Here is a 26,833-nt window from a genome sequence, read left to right on the forward strand (position 1 = left end):
CCGGGCGGGTAGTATCGCCCGGCTCTTTGTCTTAGTTGTAGATGATCTTGGCGTTCTTGCGCAGGTTCTCGAGATAGGCCGCGGCTTCCTTTTCCATATTGCCGCTACCAACTTCGGCGCGCACTTCATCCTTCATGAAGGTGAGATCCTGCGCCTGCGTCTTTTCGCAGATGGCGAGCATGGAAACGCCAGCCTCGACCACGCGCGGCTTGGTAATCCCGCCGACATTCATCCCGGCTAGTTCCTTGGCCATGGCCTCGGGCAGCTGGGTGGCATGGCGGCGGCCGATATCGACCACGGCGGCGTCGGTATAGGCGAGAGAGAGCTGCACGGCGCTGTCGCAGCCGGCAAAGCTCGAACGATACTTGTTGGCCTGCGCCGTGCGCCCGCTGGCGCCAGCGCCCACAAAGACGATCTCTTTGAGGATGTAGTCAAAACCCTGGTAGTCGGCGAGACGCGCGGCTGCCTGCTGGTCGAGTTCGAGATCGGAAATCTGCACATTGGGAACCACAGCCTGCTCGGCAATGGCGTTCCAGGCGATGGCAGCGCGGAGGCGATCCTTGAGCGTGTCGGCGCTCACGCCACCCTGACCAAGCATTTCGATCAGCCGGTCCTGGCTTACCTTGAGATTGCGCGCAATCTGCAGCAGCGCTTCATCGACCTGCGCATTGGAGACATTGATGCCAAGCCGCTTGGCTTCGGTCATCTGGATGGCTTCGGTGATCAGCTGATCGGTCGCGCCCTTGCGGCCGGTCTTGTTGCCTTCCATGTTGAACAGGCGCAGCCGCTGGTCGACCTGCACGTCGCTGATGGCGGTGCCGTTCACCGTTACAATGGTTGCCGCGAAGCTGGGCAGGGCCGATGCCGTCGCCAGCACGAGGCCGAGGATCATGGCGCTGGTGGCGCGCCGCATAAATGCAAAGGTCATCGTCAGGTCCGCATTGTAAAGTTTGCCGCATCAATGCGGCTCGAAACATGTGCTGTCAATTGCCCAAACAATACGGCCAAAATCCGAATAGGCGGGCGGCAATGAGTCTCAATTACCGAGGAAGCTCGGCGTCGGCACCGCGCCGCTATAGCCCAGGTTCAGCCCCGCCGGCGCCTTGATGGCAAAAGTTGCAAGCACACTGGTCGAATTTGGCGAAGTATGGGTCGGCCCGTTCCGCTGCGCATTGGCACCGAGCATCAGGTAGCCGTCGTCATAGACCAAGCCACCGCCAACCTGCAGCCAGCTATTGGCGCTGAGGTCCCATGCTGCGCTACCCTTGAGGCTCCAGTAATCCGCCACCGGAATGGTCAGGCCACCGACGATCTCGTGCTGGTCGAGCAATTGTCCCAGGCTCGGATTGGCGCCGATAACGCGATAGTCGAGCGTTGCTCCATAGCCATCGGCGCTGTAGCTCGCGCCAGCCCCAAACCGCGCCAGTTTCCAGGCCGATGTATCGAGCTGTGTCTTGGCGCCAAAGGTCAGGCCCGGCGTGAACGAACCATAGGCGCCCAGCACCGCATAGGATGCGTCATTGCCCAAACCACCGCCCGCGCCGGTATTGGCGTGGTCCACGGTCGAGAAGGCATTGGCCCCGGCCAGCTGGAACGATTGCCCGCCGATCAGTTCGAGATAGCTGCCATTGTCGAAATTGGCCTGGTAGCGCCCGCCAATATTGGCGCGCAGCCCAGTCTCCTGCCGGTCATAGCCGGAGAAGCGATTGTAGCTGAAAAGGTTCGTGTCATCGAAAACGAAGCTCTGCGCATCGTCATTGGTGATGCCGAGCATGGTCGTGTTCGAGCCACGATAAACCAGCTGCGCAATCGGCTCGATGATATGCACATCCGCGCCATTGCTCGCTATCAGCGGATAGCGCACATCGATCGCGGCAATCGGCGTCGCGCTCAAGAGGCTCGCTTCGCCCGGCAGCAGCACGCTCTTGCCTTCATAATAGGAAAAGTCCGCGCGCGCGCCGACATAGGGCGTAAAGACGAAACCGCCACCACCGATGATCTGCTTCTGCCAGCTCGCCTGCAGGGTCGCATGCGTCTTGGTGCCCTGATAGCCATAGACGTAGCTCACGCCATTGACCGATGTCTTGCTGTCCGCATTGCGCACCACATTGCGCAGATGCCCCTCAAAGGCCAGCCGGCCCATATCGTCTTCGAGGTCAATGATATGCTCGAAGCGGGTCACCGGCAGGTTGGCGCCCTGCGCGTCCTGGCTCGCCTGGGTCACATTGCCGAGCTGATTGAACTGCTGCAGGCGAATGTCGAAATAGGTCTGCTCGCTGACATGGGTCGCATAGACCTGATTGGTCGAAGACTTTGCCGTCGTCAGTTCATAGTCGCTGAGATAATTGGCATCGGTGAAAGCCGTATAGGACCAGCCCGCTTCCCAGTTCTCTACCGGGGTGAACGTGCCCGAGGTCTGAATGGCGCCACGCCATTCGCGGTTTCCCACTTCGGTTCCAAAGGCACCAGGATCCCACTGGTTGAGGCCCGAAGCCTTGACCTGGAACGAACCATTCTCGAACCGCTGCACCCATTCGGCACCCAGCAGAAAACCCTGCCGAGAGAAAAACTTCGGGCTCAGCCAAACATCGGTCCACTTGTTGCCATAGACATTGACCGAAACGCCGACGCCAACGCCGGTTTTCTCGCCATAGCTGATGCTCGGCCGCGGCGCCCGCGACAGCGCGGATTCGCTGAGGTCCGGCAGCCACAGATAGGGCACCCAGGCGACCGGAACGCCGAGCAGGTAAAGCGTCGAGTTTTCGAGCGTGACGGAGTTATCTTCCGAATTGTGCACGATCCGGCTGGCATTGACCGACCAGCCGATACGGCGGCCCTTGTTGTCAACGCACTCGCCGCAGGGCGCATAGCTCGCATTGTTGTAGATGCTCTGCAGCACGGAATCATAGTCGGCGCTATCGGCGGTGATCCGCGATCCGTCATAGGCCGTGATCGTCAGGGCATTGAAGAAAGCCTGTTTCAGCCCGCCGGTGATGTCGAGATCGGTCGTCTCCATCACATTGCCCGAAGGGTCCGTCACCGTCACGGCGCCGCTCATCTTCACCGAATTGGCGTTGCGATCGTAGGTCAGCGTCTCGCCGGTCACGATGTAGCCGCTCGATTTCAGCACCACGCCGCCCGAAGCCTGGATCGTATTGGTCCTGGCGTCAAAGGTCAGCACGTTAGCCTCGACCCCGGTAGGGGAGGCCGGATCAATCGGGGCGTTGAAGAAGTCAGCGGGAACAAGACCCTGCGCCCCAGCAGGCAAGGCAAAAAGGCACAGAGACGCACCAACGAGCAATGCGCGCAAAAAGCCCTTTCGATGTCCCTGGCTTCGCGTCACGTCCGTCCGTCTTCCTTGTGCAGTAGCACTGTTACACCAATCACAATGGCTACCAATGCCGGTCCGACTGCCGCGAAAGTTGGATCGAGAACGCCAGTCGACCCCGCGCGGTCGGCCATCTCGGTAATCACGAACACGACAAATCCGAGCACGATGCCATAGAGGACCGCGGGACCTAGACTAGTGCCCCTTCGATAACCTGCGGTAAACGCAAAGGCAATGAACAGCGAACCGCTAAGCACAAGTGGAAGCGAGAGAAGTTTGTAGAGTCGCATCGTCGCCGCCGATTTGACCAGCGGGTCGGCCACGCCCTTGCTCAAGAGGTCCACAATGTCGAAGAAGGTCATGTCCTCGACCGAAGCCAGTTTCAGGCTGATTTCGGCCGCGGTGGAGGCGGTAGGCACTTCATAGTCGTAGATCGTATAGGGCGGCTTTTCCGGCGTCCGCGCCGTGGCCATCGGCATGCGCCACACGCCATTTTCGAGCAGTGCTTGCGCGGCCTCGATCCGGGGTATGTCGGTCCTTGCCATGTGGAAGAGCGTCACATCGTTGAGCTCGGCGCCACCTGGCGCCATGGAGCGCGCCATAATGACGTATTTGACTCCTTCGCCCTCCTGTTCGAGCCAGATTTCGCCCGGCGGCGTCAGCAGGGCGGCGAGGCCCGGCGGGGTAGGGTAGAGCCCGCGATTGATCTGCGTGCTGACCGTCTCCGCCCCGATGGAAATGACGAAACTGACCAGCAGCAGCACCGCGGTCGGTGCGCGCACGGCCCGCCAGATGGAAATGCCGCTGGCCTTGATCACCGTCAGCTCATGCCGCGCCTTGAGGTCCGCGAGCCCCAGAATCGCCCCCATCAGCACCGTCACCGGCAGCGTCTTGATGGTCCAGCGCACCGCGCTCATCGCCACCATCACGATGGCCATCGGCAGGCCGTCCCGTTCAGAAACGACGCTAAAGCGCCAGGTGTCGAGAGATTCGACCAGTGCAATGAGGCCGTAGAAGATGAAGACCGTCATCCCGATGCGGCTCGCGAGGCGCTTCAGCACCAGCCAATCGATTCTGGTCATGCGCTCACCAGCGCAACCGGTCGCCGCGGCCAAAGCCGCCAGGCCAATACCAACCCCGAAAAGATGATGAGCACGACCGATCCAGTGCCAATGCCGAGCGGACTATAGGTGCCAATGCCGCGCTCTGCGAAGGCAACCAGCAGCACCATGGCCTCAATGGGCATGGGTACTCTGGCGCGCGCGCCGCTTGGAAAAGCCCCGATGGCGAGAGTAAAGAGCCCGATGGCGATCACCCGCAGCGCCTCGGCCGAGCGGTCGAGCAGCCGATTGCCTGCCTCCTGCGATAGGAACCCGGTACTTATCGCCTCGCTGATGAGGTCGACACTGTTCCGCTCAGCCATCGAGTCGCCACCGGCAATGGCCTGCGAAATGCTGGCGACGCTGAGATCGTAGCGGCTGAAGCGCACTTCCGAATAGCGCCCGTCATCCTGCACATATTGCAGCATGCCATCGCGCAGCTCGAGCACGTAGTTTTCCCCGTCGCTCGAAACCCGCGCACTCTCGGCGATATAGGTCCGGCGGGAATCGGGCAGGCGGCGGTCATCGGCAAAGAAGTCGGTGATCTCCCCACCCGCCTCGCGCCCGCCGATAAGAAGGATCACCCCCGGCGTCACCTGGGTGAACCGCCCGGGCCGGAGGGTCGAACTCACGAGATCGGCAGCCACGCTCGCCGCCAGTTCCGTATATTTGCGATTGGCCCAGGGTTCGAGCCAGTGCGAAAGCAGCATGACGACGACGATCCCGCCCATGATCACCGTGGCCGCACCGCGCCAGATACCGCTCGTCGAACCGGTGGCGTGGATGATGTGCAGCTCACGGCTCAGTTGCAGCGCGCTCAGCGCCCGGATCATGCCGATACCGACGCAGATATAGAAAAAGGCCATCGCCAATGGCGGCATCGTATAGAGCGCCTGGATGGCCAGCGTGCCGAATCCCTGACCCTTTACCGAGATGAGTTCGAACTGCCTCAGGCAGTTCACCAGCCACAACAGCACACACAGGATTGCGGTGAGGATCAACGCATCCGTGGCGAAAAGCCGTGCCAGATAGGTAGTCAGGCGTCTCATGCCGTTACGCTAGAATCCTTTTGCGGCGCACATTTGGCCGCGTTTTCTGGGACAATGGGCCAAACCCTTCTTCGATACAATTGCGCGGATTGTGCACATCTCAATTCGTGCAGGCCTGTTGCCCGCTTGCCGCGCTGGCGCTCCTCGCGGCGCCCGGATAATGTGCCGCCATGGCCGAAGTCCTCTTCTACCACCTCGAAGTCCGTCCCCTGGAATCGGTCCTGCCGCAGCTTCTCGAAAAGACGCTGGAGCGGGGCTGGCGCGCTGTCGTCGAATCCGGATCGCGTGAACGCGCCGAAGTCCTCGATTCGCTCCTCTGGACGTTTCGCGATGATTCTTTCCTGCCCCACGGCCTAGCCGGCGAACCCAGTGATCCGCACCAGCCGATCCTTCTTACAACCGAAACCGACAATCCCAACGGCGCCGTGGTCCGCTTCTTCGTCGATCGCGCCGTGCCCCAGTCCGCCGACGGCTACAAGCGCATCGTCTACATGTTCTCCGGCCACGATCCCGATGCGGTCACCGAAGCCCGCCAGGCCTGGCGGGCGTTGCGCGACGGCAACGAGGTCACCTATTGGCAGCAAGAATCCGATGGCCGCTGGATGAAAAAGGCATGACCTCAGACCTTGCGGCGCCCAGCCGGCACACTTTGCCCGAAGACCTCTTTGCCATGCTCATCGGCACCATGCTGGTCTCGCTCGGCATCGCTTTCTATTCGGAAGTACAACTCGCGACCGGCAGCACCGCGGGCCTCGCGCTGCTCCTCCAATACGCCACCGGCATTCCCTTCGGCTGGCTGTTCTTTTGCATCAACCTGCCGTTCTACGCCCTGGCATTCCTGCGCATGGGCTGGCCCTTCGCGGTCAAAACCATGATCTGCGTCGGGCTCGTATCCTACTTTTCGAGCCAGATTCCGGGCTGGATCGGCATCAGCGACATCCACCCGCTCTTTGCTTCGCTCGTCGGCGGTGGCCTCATTGGCCTGGGTATTCTCTCGCTCTTCCGTCACAAGGCGAGCGTTGGCGGCATCAATATCCTGGCGCTTTACCTCCAGGAAAATTTCGGTCTCCGCGCCGGCTATTTCCAGCTCGCCGTCGACGCCGCCATTCTGTTTGCCGCCTTCTTTATCCTGCCGCTCGACAGGGTGCTCTATTCCATCCTTGGCGCGCTGGTTCTCAACTTCATCGTCGCTTTGAACCACAAGCCCGGCCGCTACGTCGGGTTTAGCTGATCCCGACTACTCCGCCGTGTCGCTCCAGCCCACGATGTCATAGAGGTGGAGATAGAACATGTGCTCGGCCAGCTCGTAGCAATAGGTGATCTCGCGCTCGGCCGGATAGAAATAGGCATTGGCCTCGCCGCACTGCGTCGCCCGGAACGTCACGGTTTCGGGTAGCACATACCAGTCCATCACCAGCTTGGCCGCGTGTTCGAGAATGCCGCGGGCCTTCATCTCCTCGGCAAAGACCTCGTAGTCGCCCGCGTCCTCATAGACGATCTCGATTTCTGCGCCCTGTTCCCCATCGACCAGATGTGGTTCGAGCAGGGCATCCCATGACGTCACCGCCTGCTCATAGGTATCGGCACAGGCCTCCTGCTGGTCCGCGTCGATCTCGTAGATATCGGCCGTCTCGCCGAACACGTCGGGTTCCGCGCCCACCATCATGCAGACCATGGCATAGGCCCGCTGAATATCGAGACTATGGTCGTCATAGTAGGAAAAGTCCTCGACGCCAGAGCCGGTCGATTTCAGCGCGTTGAAGTACCACCCATCGGCGGCGTCGATCAGCGCATTCCAGCTGTCGTCATCGGTCTCGTCGGTCAAAAGCCAGATCGTCGCCAGCGCGTCCGCCGCGTCCTCTTCCTTGCCCAGCACCGGCAGTTCAAGCTCGCCCACCAGCATGTGGCCGACCTCGTGATACATGGTGTAGAGCGCGTCATGCATGGCAAAGTCCATGGACTCGGCAAGCACCTGGTCCTCGTCCTGCGCCATTGCCGGCGCGGCGAGGAGAGCAAGGCACACGGAAACGGCCGCCGTCTTGCGCAGCGAAATCATGGGAGAGAACTCCGAAAGGGGTTTGACGCTTCGGTCCGCCTCCGGACCGGCAAGGCGGATAACACGCTTCCGGTTAAGAACGCGACAAAATGCTAGGACCGATCGACAGTCAGCTCAGGCTGAGGCGAAAATGGCGGTTTTTGAGAACCGGAGCGGAGCGTACGTTGGGTACGTGAGCACCGGAAGCGCAGAAAACTGCCATTTGTAGACAGCATCAGCTGAATGGCGATCGGTCCTAGTTCGAGCCGCCCTTGTCCTTGCCGGCGCCCGAAGGCCTCGGGGCAGGGTCGACAGTATCGGGCAACTCCGCCGCATAGAGCTCCATGAAATCCTTCATCAGCTCGTAGCAGAAGATGATTTCGATCGTGTCCGGATCATAATAGGCATTCGCCTCGCCGCAGCGCCGCGCATTGAATTTCACCGGCCGGCGCAGGTGATATTTCTCGCGCACCTCTTCGGCGACCTCGTCGAAAACCCCGCTCGAACGGAAGGCATCGGCGGCAAATTTCAGCCGCCCGCCGGCGTCGTGATAGGTCACGTTGACCTTGGCATTCCCGGCATCGGCCGTGTGCTCTTCAAGCACGCCCTTGAGGCTCCGGTCGACCAGCTCATATTCCCAGTAGCAGGAATCCTGCCGGTCCCGGCCGATGGCATATTGATTGGCAATGGGCCGGAACGCCGTATCGTCGCTCCCCACCATCAGACACACGATCTGATAGGCCCGCTGCTTGTCGAGGCTATGCGCGGCCGCAAAATCCTCTTCATACTTGCCGCTGCCATAGGCAACGCCAGTAAGAAGCCAACCCTCGGCCGCGTCCGCCAGCGCCTTGTCCGATTCCGGCGTGCGCTTGTTGAGCAGCGTCCATGTGGCCATGTTGTCGGCCGCATCTTCCTCGCGCCCGAGCACAGGCAGGCGGAGCTGGTCCACCAGCAGGTGCGCCATCTCGTGGTAGAGCACAAACAGGCTGTTATTGGCGGCGAAACGGATGATTTCGGCGCGCTGCTGCTTGGAAAAGCCCGCCATATCCTGTGCCTGGGCTCCACCCGTCAGCAGGGCGGCAAGGGCCAGCAGGATCGGAACGAACAAGCGACGCATGAACTGCCTTTCGGCTCACTGATACCAGTCACAAGATGCCAATGCCGCGTCACTGTCAACGCGGCAGCGCCGAAGTCCTTAACGCCCCGGCGCCCAGTCCTTGGCGGCCATTTCAAAGCCGGAGAACTGGAAACCCGGCGCCACGGTGCAGCCGACCAGCGTCCAGTCTCCCAGCGATTTCGCCGATTGCCAGACGTCGCGCGGCACCACCACCTGCGGCCTCTGCCCCGCCGCAAGATCTGATCCCAGCACCTTGCGATCGACCGAAATCCCCTCCGACAGGTTCAATTCTATCGGTGCCCCGGCGTAATAGTGCCACACCTCGACCGCATCGACCCGGTGCCAGTGCGACAGCTCGCCCGCTTCGAGCAGGTAGTAGATCGCGGTGGAATGCGCCCGCGCAGTCTCGCCCTCGATGTCGACAAACGTCTCGGCATACCATCCCCCTTCGGGGTGGCGTTCCATGCCCAGCGTATAGATGACGTCCCTGGCGGCGAGCCTGTTCATGCGCGCTCCGCTTCCTCCAGCTCGGCGCTCAGCGCCAGCCATGTTTCTTCGGTAGTTTCGAGGTCGGCGCCAAACCGCGCCTTGTCCTTGCCGAGTGCGATCAGCTTGTCGGCGGGCCCGTTGTAGACCTTGGGGTCGGCCAGTTGCGCCTCGATCTTCTCGATTTCCACCTTCAAACGGGAAATCTTGGTTTCCGCATCCTTAATGGAGTTCTTGAGCGGTGCCAGCTCGGCTCGACGCGCCGCGGCCTCTTGCTTGGAAAGCTTGCGCGCGCCGGTGCTGCCACCGCCGCCGTTCTTGCCTTCCTTTGTGGAAGTAATGCTGCGCTGGTAGCTGTCGAGATCCTCGTCCAGTTCCTTGATCGTGCCGCCTTCGGCGATCCACAACGTGTCGCAGGTCGCCTCGATCAGATGGCGATCGTGGCTGATGATCAGCACCGCGCCCTCATATTCGTTGAGCGCATGCACCAGCGCATCGCGGCTGTCGATATCGAGGTGGTTGGTCGGCTCGTCGAGGATCATCATCCCCGGCCCGCCAAAGGTGATGAGACCCATCAAGAGGCGCGCGCGCTCGCCACCCGAAAGGTTCTTCGCCTTGGTGTCCATGCGCGATTTGGTCAGCCCCATCTGGCTCAACCGGCTGCGGCGCTTGGCTTCGCTATCGGTCGGCATCATGTCGACCACATGCTCGAATGGCGTCCATTCGGGCTTGAGCTTGTCCATCTGGTGCTGCGCAAAGTGCGCAATCTCCAGCTTCTTGCCTTTTCGCAATTGTCCGCCCATCGGCTGGATGTCGCCAGCGAGGAGCTTTGCGAAGGTCGACTTGCCGTTGCCGTTGACGCCGATCAGCGCAATCCGGTCATCAGGGTCGATGCGCATATTGATACTGCGCAGAATGGTCTTGTCGCCATAGCCGGCCGAAACCCCGTCCAGCGTCAGCATAGGCGTTGCCGCTTCCGCCTTGGGCTGCTGGAAGGTGAATGGTGCGGAGAATTCATCGAACAGCGCCGCCGGTGGCCGCAGCTTTTCGATCATCTTCATGCGCGATTGCGCCTGCTTTGCCTTGGTCGCCTTGGCCTTGAAGCGATCGACAAACTTCTGCAGATGCGCCACCTGATCGAGAGCCTTGTCGCGGCTCTTGTTGTGCAGCTCCATCTGCATGCGGCGCGTGTTTTCGAACGTATCGTAATTGCCCTTGTAGAAGGTCAGTTTCCGATGCTCGAGATGCACGATCGAATTGACCGACTTGTTCAAGAGGTCACGATCGTGGCTGATCATGAAGACGGTATAGGGATAGGTGGCGAGATACTTTTCCAGCCACAACGTACCTTCAAGATCGAGATAGTTGGTCGGCTCGTCGAGGAGCAGCAGGTCGGGCTGCGAAAACAGCACCGCCGCCAGCGCCACGCGCATGCGCCAACCACCCGACAGCTCGCGCGTCGGCCCATTCTGCCGATCCTGCTCGAACCCCAGGCCCTTCAGGATCGAAGATGCCCGCGCCTCAGCCGAATAGGCATCGATATCGGCCAGCCGCGTGTAAACCTCGGCAATCCGATGCGCGTCCGTCGCAGTCTCCGCTTCAGCAAGGAGCGCCGTGCGCTCCTTGTCGGCGGCCAACACAACATCGAGCACGCTTTCGTCGCCCGCCGGCGCTTCCTGCGCCACGCCACCGATACGCGCCTTCTTGTTCAGCTCGATCGTTCCTGAATCGAGGTGGATATTGCCCTGGATCAGGTGAAACAGCGTCGTCTTGCCCGTGCCGTTCTTGCCGACAAAGCCGGTCTTCGAACCCGTCGGAATGACCACGGAGGCCTCTTCGAACAGCTCGCGGCCTTCGATGCGATAAGTGAGATTGGAGATGGTCAACATGGCGGGAAAATTATCGGTCCGGATAAAGGGGCTACGCAGGCAACGCTTCCTGCAAAGGGCAGGGGGCCGCGACAAATGGTTCGCTGCTGGATAGTGTTAAGGCTTCCTTATAGCAACAGGCCGAGCCCTTGCCGTGCCAATCTGTCGCCCAAATTCATGCATCCAATGTGTGATACAGACATTTCTGCATCAGTCATCGAGCCAAAAGGACGCCCACATGTTTGACGCCCGCCTCGCTTTTGCCCTCATCGCCACTGTCGGTCTTTCCGCTCCTGCGTTGGCACAGGACAATGGGCAACCGCTCGACGACCTCGACGCCACCCGCATCAACCCCTACCAAATTCTGATCGACTTCGAATTCGACGGCGGCGCCTGCGACGCCATTGGCCGCGCCGAACTCGGCGACCTTGTCGATGGCACGCTCACGGTGAATTTCCCCGTCAGCTCCACTGCCGAAGTCTGCACCATGCAGATCGTCGAGCATGACGTGAAATACGCCATCGACACCGAAGACGAAGCGATCACCCGCATCGACGTCACCGTAACCGCCGCCGATGGCCGCGTTGTTGGCACGGGCTCGACGGATGTCGAGCGCGATTAGTCGGTTAGGCCGAACCCGCACGCCCACCGAACGTCATCCTCGGGCTTGACCCGAGGACACTGCACTTGGCTGCCGCGAGAGAATACAACGCCCTCGGGTCAAGCCCGAGGGTGACGCAGTTACGTCGGGACCTCAAACCCCATCCGGCACCCGCACCACCATCTCAACCTCGATCAGCAACCCCGGCGCCGCCAGCGCAGCGACGCCAATCCCCGTCAAACTCGGCTGTGCGCCGTTGAGAAACTTCCCGATCGCCGCCATTCCGATCCCCATGCTTTCCGGCCCGAGTTCCACGGCATAAATCCGCATCTGCGCGATGTCCTCTGTCGTTGCTTTCAGCGCGGTGAGTGCCGCCGACAGGTTCTCCGTCACGATCACCATCTGCTCGGCCAGCGTCCCCGGCACCGCACCCCCATCCCGCCGCCAAGGCACTTGCCCCGAAACGAAAGCCAGCCGTCCCGGCTCGACAATCGAAATCTGCGAATACCCCGCTTGCCCGGCATCGGGCAGGGTTTCAGGATTGAGGCGCGTGATCGATTGGGTCATGGCAGTTCTCCTGTTGATGGAAGCACCATCCCCAGTCGTAACGTCTGATCGTGTCAGTATGGCCAAACCCAGCGGCCATCACCCGCTGTGCCTCCTCCATCACTGTGTCATTCCTGCAGGAATGACACAGTGGTTGAAGCCGAGAGAATAAACCCGAGAAAACACCCCGTCTTGCCTCCGTCAAACTCTCCCGTTAAAAGGCGCCACCTTTCCAAACCCAATCAGGATTTTCTCGCCATGGCGATTGAACGCACCTTCTCCATCATCAAGCCCGATGCCGTCCGTCGTAACCTCATCGGCAAGATCCTGACCAAGTTCGAAGAAGCCGGTCTGCGTCCGATCGCCCTCAAGAAGATCCACATGACCCGCGCACAGGCCGAAGGCTTCTACGCTGTTCACAAGGAACGCCCCTTCTTCGGCGAACTCGTCGAGCAGATGATCGCTTCCCCGGTTGTCGTCCAGGTCCTCGAAGGCGAAGGCGCAATCCTCAAGAACCGCGAAATCATGGGCGCCACCAACCCGGCAAACGCTGCTGACGGCACCATCCGCAAGGAATTCGCCCTCTCCGTCGGCGAAAACTCGGTCCACGGTTCGGATGCTCCCGAAACCGCTGCCCAGGAAATCAAGTACTTCTTCAGCGACGAAGAACTGGTTGGGTAAGACGCGACGGCCGGCTTTTTGCCGGCCGTCAAATCGCTCCAGTGGAGCGATTTGAGCGACTTACGCCACGACCCGAGGGAGGGGCCGGTGCCCTACGTCAATGTCCGCATCCTCGACGACGGTGTCACTGCCGAGCAAAAGGCCGAAGTGATCGCGGGCATTACGGAGATTATGGTCCGCGTGCTCAACAAGAAACCCGAGAGCACTTTCGTCGTCATCGACGAAGTGCCGCTTGAAAACTGGGGTTTCAAGGGCAAGCCGGTCTCCGAGCTGCGCAAGCAGCCGAAGGAATAGTCAGCGTCGGGCTTAGCCCGATCGCGCTGCGGCGGCCGAGCCATGCTTAGGGGCCTTGCCCCTCATGCAGTCCCGAGCATTGCGCGGGAAGGGCCCGGACGATAGACAGCACCAAAATCAGGCCGCCCAGCCGGGCGGCCTTTTTGCTTGTTTGTGCTAGAATGCACAGACAAGACCGACGACGCTCCCCGAAATGGTGGGGAACCCGGCGCCACAAAAGCCCTTCTGCCAGCGAAGATGCCCCGCCTCTTGGGAATGGACATCGCGCTCACCGGGGCTATTCCGCTTTACGAAAGCCCCTTTATGTCCCTGCCTGAAAACATCTTTGCCCCGATCGCCGCGACCCTCGCAGCCAAGGGCTATGAAAACCTCACCCCGGTTCAGTCCGCCGTCATCGAAGACGAAGCCGACGGCCGCGATCTCCTGGTTTCCGCCCAGACCGGCTCTGGCAAGACCGTCGCCTTCGGCATGGCCATCGCGCCAACCATTCTCGACGGCGCCGAAATTCTCCCGCGCGCCGAAGTGCCGCTGGCCCTCGTCATCGCCCCGACCCGCGAACTCGCCATGCAGGTGCAGCGCGAACTCGAATGGCTCTATGCCCAGATGGGCGCCCGCATCGTCTCCTGCGTCGGCGGCATGGACGCGCGCACCGAGCGCCGCGCCCTCCAGCATGGCGCCCACATCGTCGTCGGCACCCCGGGGCGTCTGCGCGATCACATCACCCGCGGCGCCCTCGACATGTCCTCGCTCCGCGCCGTCGTCCTCGACGAAGCCGACGAAATGCTCGATCTCGGTTTCCGCGAAGATCTCGAATTCATCCTCGAAACCGCCCCCGAAGAACGCCGTACCCTGCTGTTCTCGGCAACCGTCGCCAAGCCGATCGCGAAGCTCGCCGAGACCTTCCAGCGCAATGCCCTGCGCATCACCGCGACCTCGTCCGGCGAGCAGCACGCCGACATCGAATACAAGCTGATGACCGTGCCGGCCGACGAGCGTGAAAACGCCGTCATCAACACGCTCCTCTGGTACGAAAGCACCAATACCATCGTCTTCGCCTCCACTCGCGAAGCGGTAAAGCACCTCTCGGCCCGCCTCCAAAATCGTGGCTTCGACGTCGTTACCCTTTCGGGCGAACTCAGCCAGGCCGAACGCACCAATGCCCTGCAGGCCATGCGCGATGGCCGCGCCCGCATCTGCGTTGCCACCGACGTCGCCGCCCGCGGTATCGATCTCCCGAACCTCGACCTCGTCATCCACGCCGAACTGCCGATGAATGCCGAGACCCTTCTCCACCGTTCCGGCCGTACCGGCCGCGCCGGTCGCAAGGGCACCTGCGTCGTCATCTCCCCGACCCATCGCCGTCGTGTCGCGCAGTCGATCCTGCGCACCGCGAAAATCGAAGCCGAGAACATCGCGCCGCCGACCGCCGAGGCCATCGACGCACGCTATCGCGAGTCGATTCTCACCAATTCGCTTTTGAGTGACGTAATCACCGATGACGAGCGTCCAAGTGTTGACAGTCTGCTAGCCAAATGGGCACCGGAAGCCCTGGCTGCGGCCTACCTCCGCCTGCAGCTCACCGCCCGTCCGATCCCCGAGGATATCTCGGCCACGCTCGTCACCGATTTCGACAAGCGCGAACCGCGCACCCGCGAAGCCTTTGCCGGCGGCACCTGGTTCAAGGTCACGGTCGGCCGCAAGCAAAGAGCCGAGCCACGCTGGCTTTTGCCCATGATCTGCAAGGCCGGCGGCGTCACCAAGGGCGCTATCGGCTCCATCCGCATTTTCGACACCGAAACCATCTTCGAAGTCGCCGCGGATAAGGTGGATAGTTTCCTCAAGAGCGTCGGCAAGAACGGCACCGGCGAAAAGGGCGTCTACATCTCCGCCATCGACGGTCCGACCGAGCAAAAGCCGCAGTCCAAGCGCCGTCCGCCCGGCCCGCCAGTTGCCTATGATCCCAGCGCTCCCCGCCCGGAACGCGCCGATCGCAAGCAGCGCTATGGCTCCGGAAATCTCCGCCCGGACGATTTTGCGGTCTCGGCAGACGTGTCGGTTCGCCCCGCTAAGTCCTTCAAACCAAAGGAAGGCAAGCCCTTCGACAAGAACAAGGGTAAGCCAAAGTGGTCCAAGGCGGCCGGTGAGGGTGCTCCCAAGCCCAAGTCCAAGGACCACAAGAAGCCGCGCGCTCACGACTGAAAACGCAAAAATCTATCCCCGCCTTCAGGCGGGGATCTACACTCTGGTCAAAAGCGCTATCCGGCCTGCTCGACCTGCCGCAGTTCGCCCAAGCGCGACATATTCCCAAATGCCATGATCGCGGCTCCTGCGACCGAAACGCCGGCCGCCACCATCAGCGCAAAGCGATAATTCCCGCCCGAAGTCAGCAGGCCAAAGGCCGTTGCACCCAAAAGGTTGGCGGCAATCGCCACGACATCCATGAGCGAGGTGGAAAGCCCCACGCGCCCTTTGATGGCATCCTGCAAGTAGGGAATGTTGACGCTCATCAGCGCCGCGGTCCCGAGCCCGTTGAGAATGAGCAGCCAGTAAAGCGCTGTCATGCTTGTCAAAATGCTGGCGAGCCCGATGAAGATAGCCATCACGATCCCCGCCGCAGCCAGCAGCGTTTCCTTGCTCAATTTGGTCGTGAGATAGGCAAGCAGCAGCATGCAAGGCGCTTCGACAGCCGCAGTGATCCCGGCATAAAATCCCACATCGGTGACGGTTCCACCGAGATCGGTGACGATGAACAGCGACACCGTAAAGGTGAGGATGCGCATGGCCGCCGTCATGACGATGAGACCGAGCAGTCCCGCCAGCGTTCCAAGGGGCAGGGCGAAAGTCGAGAGCAGTGACGCACCTTCCGCTCGCACCGGCGTCGGCATCTGCACGGCCGTCGCCTTGTCCGAAATCAGCAGCGCAAAAATACCGCCCATTACGGCATAGCTCAGCGACGACATCAGGAAGACGTTGAAAATGCTGAACTTTGCCGCCACCCAACCGGCAACGGGCGGCACGATGATCCAGGCCAGCGTGAACACGGTGCGCAATGCCGTCACCATGAAATCGGCCCGCGCCGGCATGTGCCGCACATAGTAGACGCGGACATAGGCAAAGCACTGCCCGTAGCAGGCGCCGGCCAAAGGCATCACCACGGCCATGGCCAGCATGAAGCTCAACTGCGTCGGCCAGAGATAGATCATCCCATGGCCGATAACGCCCGCAAGAGCCGTGATCAGCACCAGCAAACGCCGGTCGGGCAGCTTGTCCGAAATATAGCCCAGCCCCAGCGAGACAAAAGTGCCCAGCACCGCGCCCACGCTCATCACCGAGGCAAACCAGCCCGGCGACATGCCCAGCGTGTCGACACCCACCAGTGATGCATAGGGCATGGTGGCGGCATAGGTGACGCCCGAAAAGAACATGTTCGTTCCGAGCAGCGCCGTCACCGGCAGGCGTGGTCTCGCAGTCATAGTCCCCTCCCAGAGAGCGGCAAGACCTAACGCCAGCGCCACAATCCGTCCATCGAAATCGATTTCGATAGCCTGAAATCTGCTGTGATAGGCCCTTTCAGAGGAGTAGAATGAAAACTCCGCGTCAGGCCCCGTGGGCTTGGGCGGCCAACATGGGAGGCCCTCGATGACGGCCTATAATATCGTGCGTGTCCGGGTAAAACCCGGTTCCGAAGACGCCCTGATTGCCCATCATGACGCCTTGCTGAAATCGGTCGGAGAAGAGTTCAAGGCCGCCGGCATGCGCCGCTTCAGTCTCATCAAGACCGGGGACCGCGCCTTCTGCATCGTCGGCGAGTGGGATGCCTTTGACGGCATCGTCAAGGCGCGCCCCGCGATGATCAAGTCGCTGGACGGCATGCGGTCCATGCTCGAGGATCTTGGCGGCGATCTCGGCGTCACCGACCCGGTTTCCGGCGAGGCCGTGGCCGAATACAACGTGCAGACGCACTAGCTGGTCCTGACAACCTAGTTCCTCAGGCCGGCTCCGTCTGCGTTCCCGCCCGCGCGATCCCCTCGGCCAGCGCCGCGATTTCGGCTGCGTGCTTTTCCGAGGCCGGATCGATGCCGTCCATCCAAGTACCGAAACGCTTGAGCAGCGGCACGAAGGCAGCCAGATCCGCCGCGCTCCATTCGGAGAGAAAATCGCCCATGATCAGGAATTTGTAGGCGCGCACGGCCTCGATCACCGCCCGGCCACGCTCGGTCAGTTCGAGAATGGTGCGCCGCGCATCCGCCTGGCTCACGGCACGGCGGGCATAGCCCTGGTCCACCAGGTCGCCCACCACTCGGCTGGCCCGGGAAGGGTCGATATTGAGCCGCTCGGCGACGGTGGCGACCATGGTCTCGCCCTTGCTCTCGCCGGGCTCCGTTGGCCCCTCGATGGCAATGAGCACGTCGAACTGCGCCAGATCGAGCGCGATCTTGAGATGCGCCAGAGCCCTTGTGCCCAGCTCGCGCTTCTGTGCCCGCCGGCGCCATTTCTGCATCAGCATGTCGATTTCCAGCATGGCCTCTGCCGTGTCGGGGTCGAGTCCGGCTCGCAAAATCACGGCATTCATCTCGGTCTTGTCGCTCAGTGGCATGGCAGCCCCCGCAGTTTTGCATGCTTCGGGCAATTGCATGCTATTGACATGTAATTGCGTCCAGCACATTTATGCCTTCAGAATTCATTTCGCAAGGGCCGACGCCGGGCGCCGGTCCTCTCTATTTTGAGGATTGCCCCAATGTCACAACCCATTCAACCGGCCGAAGCGCCGCAGGATCAGTCCGTCAAGCTGATCATCGGCGCCGTGGCCGTCACGCTGCTCCTGGCCTCCCTTGGCCAAACCATCGTTTCTGCGGCCCTTCCCACCATTGTCGGCCAGCTCGGCGGCCTCGACCACCTGACCTGGGTGGTCATCGCCTATCTCCTCAGCTCCACCGTCGTCGCGCCCATTTATGGCAAGCTGGGCGATCTTTTCGGCCGCAAGATCGTGCTGCAGGCTGCCATCATCATCTTTGTCGGCGGCTCCATCCTGTCGGCCATGGCCAACTCCATGACCATGCTCATCGTCGCGCGCGCCGTACAGGGGCTTGGCGGTGGCGGTCTCATGGTCGTTGCCATGACCGTGGTGGCCGACGTCATTCCGCCGCGTCAGCGCGGCAAGATTCAGGGCATTTTCAGCGCCGTCTTTGGTGTGTCCACCATTGCCGGCCCGCTCCTCGGCGGCGTCATCGTCGAGCACGTCTCCTGGCAGTGGATTTTCCTCATCAACCTGCCGGTCGGCCTCGTCGCGCTCGCTGTCATCACCTTCGTGCTGAAGCCGCGTGCCGAACGTGTCGCCCACAGCATTGACTATCTCGGCTTCGTCCTGCTCTCGGCCAGCCTCACCTCGATCGTGCTGGCCACCTCGCTCGGCGGCAACACCTGGGCCTGGATGTCCGTCGAGATCATCGGCCTCGTCGTTCTCGCCATCGCGGCGCTCGGCGCCTTCCTCTATGTTGAAAGCCGCGCCGCCGAGCCCGTGCTGCCGCTGACCCTCTTCCGCAACAACACCTTTGCCGTGTTCAATTCCATCGGCTTCCTGGTTGGCATCGCCATGTTCGGATCGATCACCTTCATCCCGATGTATCTGCAACTCGCCAAGGGCGTTTCGCCCACCGATTCCGCCATGCAGCTCGTCCCCATGATGATCGGCATGATCGGCGCTTCCATGCTCTCGGGCTTTGCCATGACGCGCATGGGCAAGTACCGCATCCTGCCGCGCCTCTCGACCTTCGTGCTGACCATCGGTCTCCTGCTGCTCGCCTTCATGCAGCTCGATACGCCGTCCTGGCAGATCGCGATCTATATGTTCCTCGTTGGCGTCGGCATCGGCCCGGTCAATAGCGTCAGTGTCACCGCCACGCAGAATGCCGTGCCGCGCAATCTGGTCGGCGTCGCCACGGCGGGCACGACCCTGTTCCGGCAGATCGGCGGCTCCATCGGCATTTCGGTGTTTGGCGCGATCTTCTCGTCTGGCCTTGCGTCGCGCCTTGGCAGCCTCCTTCCAGAAGGTCAGGCCGCCCACGGTGTGTCGCCGACAATGGTGGCGAGCCTCCCCGAAAATCTGCGTGGCCCGGTGCTCGAAGCCTTCGCGTCCTCATTGCACCCGATCTTCTTCGCTGCCGCTGCTGCTGCCTTCGTTGCTTTCGTCCTGACCTTCATCGTCGAAGAACTGCCCCTGGCAAACTCGTTGCGTCAGGAACCCAAGGCTGAAATCGACGCGGAGGAGGCCGCTCTGGCAGCCGTCGCTGCCGCCCCGGCCAGCGTTACGCGCTAAACGTCGAGGGCCACCCGGTAAGCCGGAGTGGCCCTCGCGGTGGTGCTCGTTCAGGATGCGAGGCCGATCATTCTGGCGGCACTCCTGTAGGCGGCCTGCGCATCGCCATCGAAGCGGAAGGTGTCGAGAAAATGCTCGACGTCATATCCGGGGCTCTGCTGCCGGATCCGCGCAGCATGTGCACGCGCGTCTTCCAGCCGCCCGGCAAGCGCCAGGCAATGGGCGGCGATGGCGAGGATATGCACATGCGCATTGGGGCGCGCCGCGGCCTTGAGGCTCCAGTCCGATGCTTCCTCATACCGGCCGAGCCGCACCAGAGCCAGCGCGCGGGAGCCGAGCATCCCGAAGAGCAGCGGGTCGCAGGGGCTGAGCAGACGCGAATGGTCGGATGCGGCGATGGCCATTTCAGGGTCACCCGACTGTGATTGGACAAATGCCATGGCGTAGTGCCCCAGCGCGAAATTGGGGCTGAGATGTATCGATTCCCGCAAAGCCCGCGTCGCCTCGTCGGTATCGCCGGAGAGCCACAGGGCGCGGCCCATGGCCCAATGGGCGGCGGGGTTCTGGCTGTCCCCCAAAAGGCTGCGTCCTGCCGCCTCCAGTGCATGCCGGGTCTCGGCATCGCGATCCTCCCAGCGCTGAAAGGCGCTCTGCCAGTGCGTGAACGAAAGGCCGGCCCAGGATCGTGAGAAGGTCGGGTCGAGGCGGATCGACTGCTGGAAAAAGTCTGCCGCCCGAGCGTTCTCCTCCGCCGTGAAATTGTACATATGCCAGAGGCCGCGATGATAGCATTCCCAGGCGTCGAGCGAGTCAGCGGGCTTCAGCATCGCGCGGTTGCGCTCCGCATTCTCGATCTCCGCGGCGATCGAGGAGACGATGCCGTCGCAGACATCGTCGAGCAGCGGCATGCGGGCAATGGCGGCTGCCTCCAGCGTATCGGTCCAGAGGATATGTGAGGTCGCCGCTTCAGCGACCTCCACTGCCACCGACAGCGTGTCGCCATGGCGCTCCAGGTGCCCGGTCGCCACATAGTCGACAGCTAGCCGCGCGCCGATTTCGCGCAGGCCGAGTTCCTCTTGCGCAATGGCGAATACCGAGCCCCGGGCAATCACGAACAGGCTGCGCAGCCGGGCGAGTTGGCTGATGATGTCATGCGTCAATGCGTTGCCCAGTTCGCCACGACCGGTCTGGCCGCGGCGGCCTTCGGTAAAGGGCATGACGGCGACCGAGGCTCGCCGTGTTGGAGCCTGTTGCGCCGGGCCCGGCGATGGGCCGTGCAGTCCGGGTTCGACCACCGTCGCGAAGGCTGGCGCTGCGTTCCCCCGCATGGCCGCCCATGCGGCTCGAACCGGGGCAAAATCCACATTCTCCGCCGCAAAGGTGCGCGCTGCCGCATCAATGTGGCGATTGCCCTCCTCGATCATCTGCCGGTGCAGCAGCTCCATGAGGAAGCGTTGGTGGGCACTGACATCGTGCGGGGCGTTCTCCAGCCAGTCCCGCGCAGCCACGAGACCTTCCGGCGTGCCGGGCAGGGAGCGTCGCCCGATCTCGGCGATGATCGTCGTCCTCAACGAGCGGAACTCGCTGCGCCGCCCAGCGAGCCAGTGCTGCAGGTCCGGACTGCCCTCCGCTGCGATCCCATCGAGAAAGTCGCCACCGAAGAGCGCCAGCAAAGCTTGCAGGTCGTCGCTAGAAATCGCCGCCATACTCGTCTCGGCCGCTGCGAGAACCCGCAGCGCGTCGACCTCATATCCTTCGAGGTCGAGAGCGACCCGACCCTGATCGGTAAGTACGCGGAGCCGCCCGGGCTCGTCCAGCAGCCCCCGCAGCTTGCTCAGACACCACCGCAATTCGCTCCGCGGGTCGTTCGGCACGTCCCAGAAGAGCTCGCAAAGGCGCTCGCGGGATAGGGGATGGGCGGAGAGCGAAAGGTAAGCGATCAGGAGGCGCACCTTGCGCGAGGGAGGCAATGGCACAACGGCACCATCGCGCAGAAGCGTCAGCGGCCCGAAAAGCCGCAGCTGCGTGCCCGTTGCCGTCCCGTCAGCTTTGGAACCATGCGATTCCATGCGCACTCCAATGCCGCTTCCCACGGCATTTCCTGCGGGCTCACCTTAGCATTGGCTTCGTTCTGGCGAAATCTAATAGGAGACCGCGCTGCGCGCGGCCTTCCGCATGAAGGAAGCACGACATGACCACTGCACAACCGATAAGGACCACTGCCGGCCGAGGCCGTCTATTCGACAGCGTCGTGGACACCGTAGGCGACACGCCCGTGATCCGTATCAACAATCTTGGCGTCGACGGCCGGACAATCTACGTCAAGGCCGAGTTCTTCAATCCTGCCTCCTCGGTCAAGGACCGGCTCGCCATCGCCATAATCGAGGAGGCCGAGCGCAACGGCACATTGCGGCCCGGCCAGACGATTGTGGAGGCGACCAGCGGCAACACCGGCATCGGTCTCGCCATGGTCTGCGCCCAGAAGGGCTACCCACTGGTCGTCACCATGGCCGACAGCTTCTCGGTCGAGCGCCGGAAACTGATGCGCATGCTGGGCGCCAAGGTCGTTCTGACGCCTCGTGCGCAGAAAGGTTTTGGCATGTATCTCAAGGCGGTCGAGCTTGCCGAAAAGAACGGCTGGTTCCTGGCCCGACAGTTCGAGACCAAAGCCAATGCGGCAATTCATGAGGCCACGACTGGCCGCGAGATCATCAACGACTTTGCCGGCTCGCGTCTGGACTGGTTCGTGACGGGCTACGGCACTGGCGGCACCGTTGCTGGCGTGTCGCGCGTATTGCGCCGCGAGCGACCGGAAACAAAAATCGCGCTTGCCGAACCGGCCAATGCGCAACTCGTCGGCAGCGGCCATGTGCAGCAGCGTGGCCCCGGTGGTGCGCCCGCTGCGAGCCACCCCGCCTTCGAGCCGCACCCGATCCAGGGCTGGACGCCGGACTTCATTCCGGACGTGCTCCAGGAGGCGATCGACGGCCGGTATTGCGACCAGGTCCTGCCCATTCCCGGGCCAAAAGCGATCGAGTGGGCCAAGGCGCTCGCGCAGAAGGAAGGCATCTTTGCTGGCATTTCCGGCGGGGCAAGTTTTGGCGTCGCCCGGCAGGTGGCCGAGAGCGCACCCGTCGGGTCCGTCATCCTGTGCATGTTGCCCGACACCGGCGAGCGGTATCTGTCGACCCCGATGTTCGAGACCATTCCCGCCGACATGGACGAGGAAGAAATGGCCCTGTCGCTCTCCACCCCCGGCTTCCAGCTCGTCGCGGCCTGACGGAGGACGCCATGCCCGGATATGCAACACGCGCGGCCGAGCTTTCGGCCGCGGGCACCACCGAAACGCTGGATCCCCAGGATTGGTCTGTCGTGGCAGACCTGGCTCACCGCATGGTCGACGATGCCGTCGACCACGTCAGCGGCGTTCGCGACCGGCCGGTCTGGCAACCGATGCCGGAGGAGATCGAGGCGGCCTTTGCCGGGCCGGCGCCCGAGGGTTCGACGTCGCTCGAGGATGTCTATGCCGAGTTCCGGCGCAACGTGCTCGCTTATCCGATGGGCAATATCCACCCCCGCTTCTGGTCGTGGTATATGGGCGCGGGCAATTTTACCGGCGCATTGGGCGATTTGCTGGCCGCCGTGCAGGGGTCCAATCTCGGTGGTGGCAGCCACGCCGCCGCGCTTCTCGACCAGCAGGTGATCGGCTGGCTGCGCGATATGGTTGGCCTGCCCGAGACGGGCAGCGGCACGCTGACCAGCGGCGGTTCGATGGCCAACCTTCTCGGCCTGACCGTTGCCCGCAATGCCGCGGCGGGCATCGACCTGCGGGAGGAGGGGGTCGCCGCACTGCCGCGGCCGCTGAGCTTCTACGCTTCCGACCAGGTGCATTCGTGTCACCGCAAGGCGGTCGAAACGCTTGGCCTCGGCAACAAGGCGCTTCGCCGCATCGAAACCGACAAGGGCTTCCACATTAACGTCCCAGCCCTGAAGAGGGCGATCCGCGAGGATCGGGATGCTGGCCTCAAGCCGGCCTGCATCATCGGCACCGCCGGCACCGTCAACACCGGTGCGGTCGACGATCTCCGTGCGCTCGCCGATCTGGCGGCCGAGGAAGGGCTGTGGTTCCACGTCGATGGCTGCATCGGTGCGCTGGTGGCGATCTCGCATGAATATGCCGGGCTTGTCGAAGGCATCGAGCGGGCGGATTCCATAGCGCTCGATCCGCACAAATGGCTGCACGCGCCGTTCGAGGTCGGGTGTGCCCTGTTTCGTGACCGCGCCCTGCACCGCCAGACCTTCGCCGTGTCGCCCGAATATCTCAAAGGCACGGCGCGCGGACTGGCTTCGGGCGAGTTCCTGCACGAATATGGCCTTCAGACGAGCCGCGGCTTTGCCGCGCTGAAGGTGTGGATGGCCATCAAGGAGCACGGCATCGCAAAGTTCGGGCGGCTCATCGACCAGAATATGGCTCAGGCCCGTCGCCTCGCCCGTCTCGTACGCGACAACCCACCCCTCGAACTCATGGTGGAGCCCGAGCTCAACATTGTCTGCTTCCGCTATGCTCCAGCCGGATGGGCCGAGGCGCAGCTCAGGGCGCTGAATACCGAGATCATGGTCCGTCTTCAGGAAACAGGAGTTGCAGCCGTGTCCGACACGGTCATCGACGGACACCACTGCCTGCGCGCCGCCATCTGCAACCACCGCACCCGCGACGAAGACCTGGACCTGCTCATCACCGAGACCTTGCGCCTGGGCTCAATGCTCTCACACCAGACGAGTAAGTTAGTGACGTGAAAAGGCTCTGAACGGATTGCGGTGGAACAGTTGAAGGATGGTGTCTTCCGGCACACCCCGCGCCCTCAGTAGCGGGATCAACTCGGTGCTGACCACGGTATAGGGTTTGGGCACACCGCCATTGGGCAGGGCGGGGTCATACCAGCCGCGGTCGTGACTAATGAGGAGCTGTTCGCCCAGGCCGGCATCCAGCGCGCGTAAGATAAGATCGGTGCTCTCCGCGACAGGAACCGCGCCGACATTGTCGTATTCGATCCACGCACCTCTCGCGGCGATAGCGCGATGCAGCGCAAAGTCGGGCTCGGCCTGGGTATGGATAGAAAGGAAGCGCGCGGGCGAGCCGCCTTGCGCCTCGATGATATCGAGCTGGTCCATGACCACCGAACCACGAATGGTATGGCTTCCGATCAGTGCGTCGGTTTCCACGGCCGCCCGCGTGGCGGCGCGAAGAATGCGGGCTTCCAGGGGCGTTATGCCATCGTCGCCAGCGCTAAGCTTGATCCAACCGGCCCGAAAGCCGGTCTGCTCAATTTCGGTCGTGAGCTCGGCGAGCATCCAATTGAACAGCTCATCCTCGTCAGCACTGTGGACCCAGGCCGGTATCCAGGGTTCGCGGTAATTTCCTGTCGGCACGACGATGGGAAAGTTAGTGGCAAGGCTCACGGCGAGGTCCAGATCGGCTCGTCGCCCCACCCCGCCCGTCGAGCATTCGACCAAAGCCGTGACGCCCAGCGCCTGGATCGCTTCGATTTGCGGCACCATAAGGGCCAGCACGCTGGCGGTGTCGGCCTGACCGTAGCCGGGCTTATCCGGCGTCCTGAGATCGACAAAGACGTGCTCGTGCGGGAGGATCATTCCCAGCTGTTCTGCACTCAGCTTGCCCAGAGTCGAATAGATGTACCGCATAGCTTCTCCCTCCTTCTCTTGGGTTTTCCGCCAGCGAGTGTCCTCGCTGGCGTCCCGCGAAAGGCCCAAAAGATACCATCGCAACGGTATTCGGAGGCTACACAATTGCCCGCCTGTCGCAAATGCAATGCGAGTGGCCGACTTAGGCCATGGTGGGCATCTGGAATTCCGCGCCGTCCTTGATGCCGCTCGGCCAGCGCGCCGTGACCGTCTTGGTCCGCGTCCAGAACTTGATCGAATCCATGCCGTGCTGGTTGAGATCGCCGAAGGCGCTGGCCTTCCAGCCGCCAAAACTGTGATAGGCCAGCGGCACGGGCACCGGCACATTGACGCCCACCATGCCCACATTGATCCGCGCCGCAAAATCCCGCGCAGCATCGCCATCGCGGGTAAAGATGGCCGTCCCATTGCCATAGGGATTGTCCATCACCAGCTGCAGGGCCTGCTCATAGGTGTTGCTGCGCACCACGCTCAGTACCGGCCCAAAAATCTCTTCCTTGTAGATGTCCATGTCCGGCGTCACGCGATCGAACAGCGTCGGTCCGACGAAATAGCCATTCTCATATCCCTGGAGCGAAAAATCGCGCCCATCGAGCACCAGCTCGGCGCCCTGGTCCACCCCGCTCGAAATCAGGCTCCTGATGCGCTCCTGGCTCGCCTTGGTGATCACCGGCCCCATTTCCGAAGCCTTGTCGCTCGCCGGCCCCACCTTGAGCTTTTCGACGCGGGGCCTTAGCGCCGCAACGATCCGATCAGCCGTTTCCGCGCCCACCGGCACGGCCACCGAAATCGCCATGCAGCGCTCGCCGGCCGAGCCATATCCTGCCCCGATCAGCGCATCGGCCGCCTTTTCCATATCGGCATCAGGCATGATGACCATGTGGTTCTTGGCCCCGCCAAAGGCCTGCACGCGCTTACCCTGCGCGGCTGCCGTGCCATAGACATAGCGGGCAATCGGGGTCGACCCGACAAAGCTGATCGCCTCGATTTTCTCATGGGCGAGAATGCCGTCAACGACGTCCTTGCCCCCGTGGACCACATTGAGAATGCCCTTGGGTAGCCCCGCCTCCACGGCCAATTGTGCCAGCCGCACCGGCACCGATGGATCGCGCTCCGACGGCTTCAGGATAAAGGCATTGCCCGCGGCGATGGCCGGCGACAGCATCCACAGCGGAATCATCGCCGGAAAGTTGAACGGGGTAATCCCCGCGCCAATACCCACCGGCTGGCGCATCGAATACATGTCGATCCCCGGCCCAGCGCCATCGGTGAACTCGCCCTTGAGCAGATGCGGCGCCCCGGCCACGAACTCGGCCACTTCCAGCCCGCGCAGAATATCGCCCTTGGCGTCGTCCACGGTCTTGCCGTGCTCACTCGAGAGCAGCGCGGCAAGCTCGTCCATGTGCTTGTTGATCAGGCCGACAAAGTTGAAAAACACCCGCGCCCGGCGCTGCGGATTGGTTGCCGCCCATTTCGGCTGCGCTGCTGCCGCCGAGGCTACTGCGGCCTCAAGGTCTGCAGCACTTGCCAGCTCCACCTGCGCCTGCACTTCGCCGGTCGCCGGGTTGAAAACATCCTGGAAACCTGCGGCTTTGCCCTCTGTTTCGACGCCGTCGATGAAATGACCAATCCTGCGCATGCATACCTCCTTGGTTGGCGGTAGCTTTCGCAATATGATCAACGCACATCAACGCCAGAAAAAGCCGCAT

At 62.3% G+C, this 26,833-nt stretch carries 24 protein-coding genes; 10 read left to right on the plus strand and 14 right to left on the minus strand.

The window, feature by feature from the left end:
* Nucleotides 1-31: 31 nt before the first annotated feature.
* The 4 genes from ACSQ2A_RS03665 to ACSQ2A_RS03680 form a co-directional block, all read right to left on the minus strand.
* On the minus strand, nucleotides 32-928 hold the full coding sequence (locus ACSQ2A_RS03665) for a peptidylprolyl isomerase (RefSeq protein WP_436071112.1): 897 nt from the start codon (nucleotides 926-928) through the stop codon (nucleotides 32-34).
* A gap of 108 nt (nucleotides 929-1,036) precedes the next feature.
* Nucleotides 1,037-3,181 (minus strand): LPS-assembly protein LptD, encoded by a 2,145-nt coding sequence (locus tag ACSQ2A_RS03670; RefSeq protein WP_436071113.1) that lies wholly within the window; start codon nucleotides 3,179-3,181, stop codon nucleotides 1,037-1,039.
* 158 nt (nucleotides 3,182-3,339) lie between these two features.
* Entirely contained in the window at nucleotides 3,340-4,410 is a 1,071-nt protein-coding gene (locus ACSQ2A_RS03675; RefSeq protein WP_436071114.1) for an LptF/LptG family permease, read from the minus strand.
* Entirely contained in the window at nucleotides 4,407-5,477 is a 1,071-nt protein-coding gene (locus tag ACSQ2A_RS03680) for an LptF/LptG family permease (protein ID WP_295410518.1), read from the minus strand. The genes ACSQ2A_RS03675 and ACSQ2A_RS03680 overlap by 4 nt, the downstream gene beginning before the upstream one ends.
* Before the next feature lie 170 nt (nucleotides 5,478-5,647).
* Here ACSQ2A_RS03680 and ACSQ2A_RS03685 point away from each other — a divergent pair, with 170 nt between their 5' ends.
* Nucleotides 5,648-6,094 (plus strand): DNA polymerase III subunit chi, encoded by a 447-nt coding sequence (locus ACSQ2A_RS03685; protein ID WP_436071115.1) that lies wholly within the window; start codon nucleotides 5,648-5,650, stop codon nucleotides 6,092-6,094.
* Nucleotides 6,091-6,708, plus strand: coding sequence for a YitT family protein (locus ACSQ2A_RS03690; protein WP_295410514.1), 618 nt, complete (start codon nucleotides 6,091-6,093; stop codon nucleotides 6,706-6,708). The genes ACSQ2A_RS03685 and ACSQ2A_RS03690 overlap by 4 nt, the downstream gene beginning before the upstream one ends.
* A gap of 6 nt (nucleotides 6,709-6,714) precedes the next feature.
* Here ACSQ2A_RS03690 and ACSQ2A_RS03695 read toward each other — a convergent pair whose 3' ends face one another.
* From ACSQ2A_RS03695 to ACSQ2A_RS03710, 4 genes are all read right to left on the minus strand, one after another.
* Nucleotides 6,715-7,533 (minus strand): DUF4344 domain-containing metallopeptidase, encoded by an 819-nt coding sequence (locus ACSQ2A_RS03695; RefSeq protein ID WP_436071116.1) that lies wholly within the window; start codon nucleotides 7,531-7,533, stop codon nucleotides 6,715-6,717.
* Nucleotides 7,534-7,768: 235 nt separating this feature from the next.
* Nucleotides 7,769-8,629 (minus strand): DUF4344 domain-containing metallopeptidase, encoded by an 861-nt coding sequence (locus ACSQ2A_RS03700; RefSeq protein WP_436071117.1) that lies wholly within the window; start codon nucleotides 8,627-8,629, stop codon nucleotides 7,769-7,771.
* Between the two features lie 78 nt (nucleotides 8,630-8,707).
* Nucleotides 8,708-9,136, minus strand: a complete 429-nt coding sequence (locus tag ACSQ2A_RS03705; RefSeq protein ID WP_436071118.1) for a cupin domain-containing protein — start codon at nucleotides 9,134-9,136, stop codon at nucleotides 8,708-8,710.
* On the minus strand, nucleotides 9,133-11,004 hold the full coding sequence (locus ACSQ2A_RS03710; protein WP_436071119.1) for an ABC-F family ATP-binding cassette domain-containing protein: 1,872 nt from the start codon (nucleotides 11,002-11,004) through the stop codon (nucleotides 9,133-9,135). The genes ACSQ2A_RS03705 and ACSQ2A_RS03710 overlap by 4 nt, the downstream gene beginning before the upstream one ends.
* 217 nt (nucleotides 11,005-11,221) lie before the next feature.
* On the opposite strand from ACSQ2A_RS03710, the gene ACSQ2A_RS03715 reads away from it, so the two are divergent.
* Nucleotides 11,222-11,605, plus strand: a complete 384-nt coding sequence (locus ACSQ2A_RS03715; RefSeq protein ID WP_436071120.1) for a hypothetical protein — start codon at nucleotides 11,222-11,224, stop codon at nucleotides 11,603-11,605.
* A 132-nt stretch (nucleotides 11,606-11,737) separates the two neighbouring features.
* Here ACSQ2A_RS03715 and ACSQ2A_RS03720 read toward each other — a convergent pair whose 3' ends face one another.
* The gene (locus ACSQ2A_RS03720) at nucleotides 11,738-12,151 is read right to left on the minus strand and encodes a RidA family protein (protein ID WP_436071121.1); all 414 of its coding nucleotides are present in this window, start codon (nucleotides 12,149-12,151) and stop codon (nucleotides 11,738-11,740) included.
* 237 nt (nucleotides 12,152-12,388) lie between these two features.
* On the opposite strand from ACSQ2A_RS03720, the gene ndk reads away from it, so the two are divergent.
* From ndk to ACSQ2A_RS03735, 3 genes are all read left to right on the plus strand, one after another.
* On the plus strand, nucleotides 12,389-12,811 hold the full coding sequence (gene ndk, locus ACSQ2A_RS03725) for a nucleoside-diphosphate kinase (protein WP_295410494.1): 423 nt from the start codon (nucleotides 12,389-12,391) through the stop codon (nucleotides 12,809-12,811).
* Nucleotides 12,812-12,898: 87 nt separating this feature from the next.
* On the plus strand, nucleotides 12,899-13,105 hold the full coding sequence (locus ACSQ2A_RS03730; protein ID WP_295410492.1) for a tautomerase family protein: 207 nt from the start codon (nucleotides 12,899-12,901) through the stop codon (nucleotides 13,103-13,105).
* 303 nt (nucleotides 13,106-13,408) lie between these two features.
* Entirely contained in the window at nucleotides 13,409-15,304 is a 1,896-nt protein-coding gene (locus tag ACSQ2A_RS03735) for a DEAD/DEAH box helicase (protein ID WP_436071122.1), read from the plus strand.
* A 56-nt stretch (nucleotides 15,305-15,360) separates the two neighbouring features.
* Here ACSQ2A_RS03735 and ACSQ2A_RS03740 read toward each other — a convergent pair whose 3' ends face one another.
* Nucleotides 15,361-16,578, minus strand: a complete 1,218-nt coding sequence (locus ACSQ2A_RS03740; protein ID WP_295410489.1) for an MFS transporter — start codon at nucleotides 16,576-16,578, stop codon at nucleotides 15,361-15,363.
* Between the two features lie 166 nt (nucleotides 16,579-16,744).
* Here ACSQ2A_RS03740 and ACSQ2A_RS03745 point away from each other — a divergent pair, with 166 nt between their 5' ends.
* Nucleotides 16,745-17,071 (plus strand): DUF718 domain-containing protein, encoded by a 327-nt coding sequence (locus ACSQ2A_RS03745; protein WP_436071123.1) that lies wholly within the window; start codon nucleotides 16,745-16,747, stop codon nucleotides 17,069-17,071.
* Nucleotides 17,072-17,093: 22 nt separating this feature from the next.
* On the opposite strand, the gene ACSQ2A_RS03750 is transcribed toward ACSQ2A_RS03745, so the two are convergent.
* Nucleotides 17,094-17,702 carry a MarR family winged helix-turn-helix transcriptional regulator gene (locus ACSQ2A_RS03750; RefSeq protein WP_436071124.1) on the minus strand — a complete coding sequence of 203 codons (609 nt, stop codon included), beginning with the start codon at nucleotides 17,700-17,702 and terminating at the stop codon, nucleotides 17,094-17,096.
* Between the two features lie 141 nt (nucleotides 17,703-17,843).
* On the opposite strand from ACSQ2A_RS03750, the gene ACSQ2A_RS03755 reads away from it, so the two are divergent.
* Nucleotides 17,844-19,421, plus strand: coding sequence for an MDR family MFS transporter (locus tag ACSQ2A_RS03755; RefSeq protein ID WP_436071125.1), 1,578 nt, complete (start codon nucleotides 17,844-17,846; stop codon nucleotides 19,419-19,421).
* A 50-nt stretch (nucleotides 19,422-19,471) separates the two neighbouring features.
* On the opposite strand, the gene ACSQ2A_RS03760 is transcribed toward ACSQ2A_RS03755, so the two are convergent.
* A complete protein-coding gene (locus ACSQ2A_RS03760; RefSeq protein ID WP_436071126.1) occupies nucleotides 19,472-21,490 on the minus strand; it encodes a transcriptional regulator in 2,019 nt (672 codons plus the stop codon).
* 122 nt (nucleotides 21,491-21,612) lie between these two features.
* Between ACSQ2A_RS03760 and ACSQ2A_RS03765 the strand changes: the two genes are divergently transcribed.
* Nucleotides 21,613-22,701 carry a PLP-dependent cysteine synthase family protein gene (locus ACSQ2A_RS03765; protein ID WP_436071127.1) on the plus strand — a complete coding sequence of 363 codons (1,089 nt, stop codon included), beginning with the start codon at nucleotides 21,613-21,615 and terminating at the stop codon, nucleotides 22,699-22,701.
* 11 nt (nucleotides 22,702-22,712) lie between these two features.
* Nucleotides 22,713-24,218: a pyridoxal phosphate-dependent decarboxylase family protein gene (locus ACSQ2A_RS03770; RefSeq protein WP_436071128.1), complete on the plus strand. Its 1,506-nt coding sequence runs from the start codon at nucleotides 22,713-22,715 to the stop codon at nucleotides 24,216-24,218.
* On the opposite strand, the gene ACSQ2A_RS03775 is transcribed toward ACSQ2A_RS03770, so the two are convergent.
* Both ACSQ2A_RS03775 and ACSQ2A_RS03780 read right to left on the minus strand, forming a co-directional pair.
* Nucleotides 24,207-25,124: a phosphotriesterase family protein gene (locus ACSQ2A_RS03775; protein ID WP_436071129.1), complete on the minus strand. Its 918-nt coding sequence runs from the start codon at nucleotides 25,122-25,124 to the stop codon at nucleotides 24,207-24,209. The two genes, ACSQ2A_RS03770 and ACSQ2A_RS03775, sit on opposite strands and share 12 nt — an antisense overlap.
* Nucleotides 25,125-25,266: 142 nt before the next feature.
* Complete coding sequence (locus tag ACSQ2A_RS03780; protein ID WP_436071130.1) at nucleotides 25,267-26,763, minus strand: CoA-acylating methylmalonate-semialdehyde dehydrogenase; 1,497 nt, start codon at nucleotides 26,761-26,763, stop codon at nucleotides 25,267-25,269.
* Between the last annotated feature and the right edge of the window lie 70 nt (nucleotides 26,764-26,833).

The organism is Devosia sp. LjRoot3, assembly GCF_964252865.1.
In the GTDB taxonomy this organism is placed as follows: Bacteria; Pseudomonadota; Alphaproteobacteria; order Rhizobiales; family Devosiaceae; genus Devosia.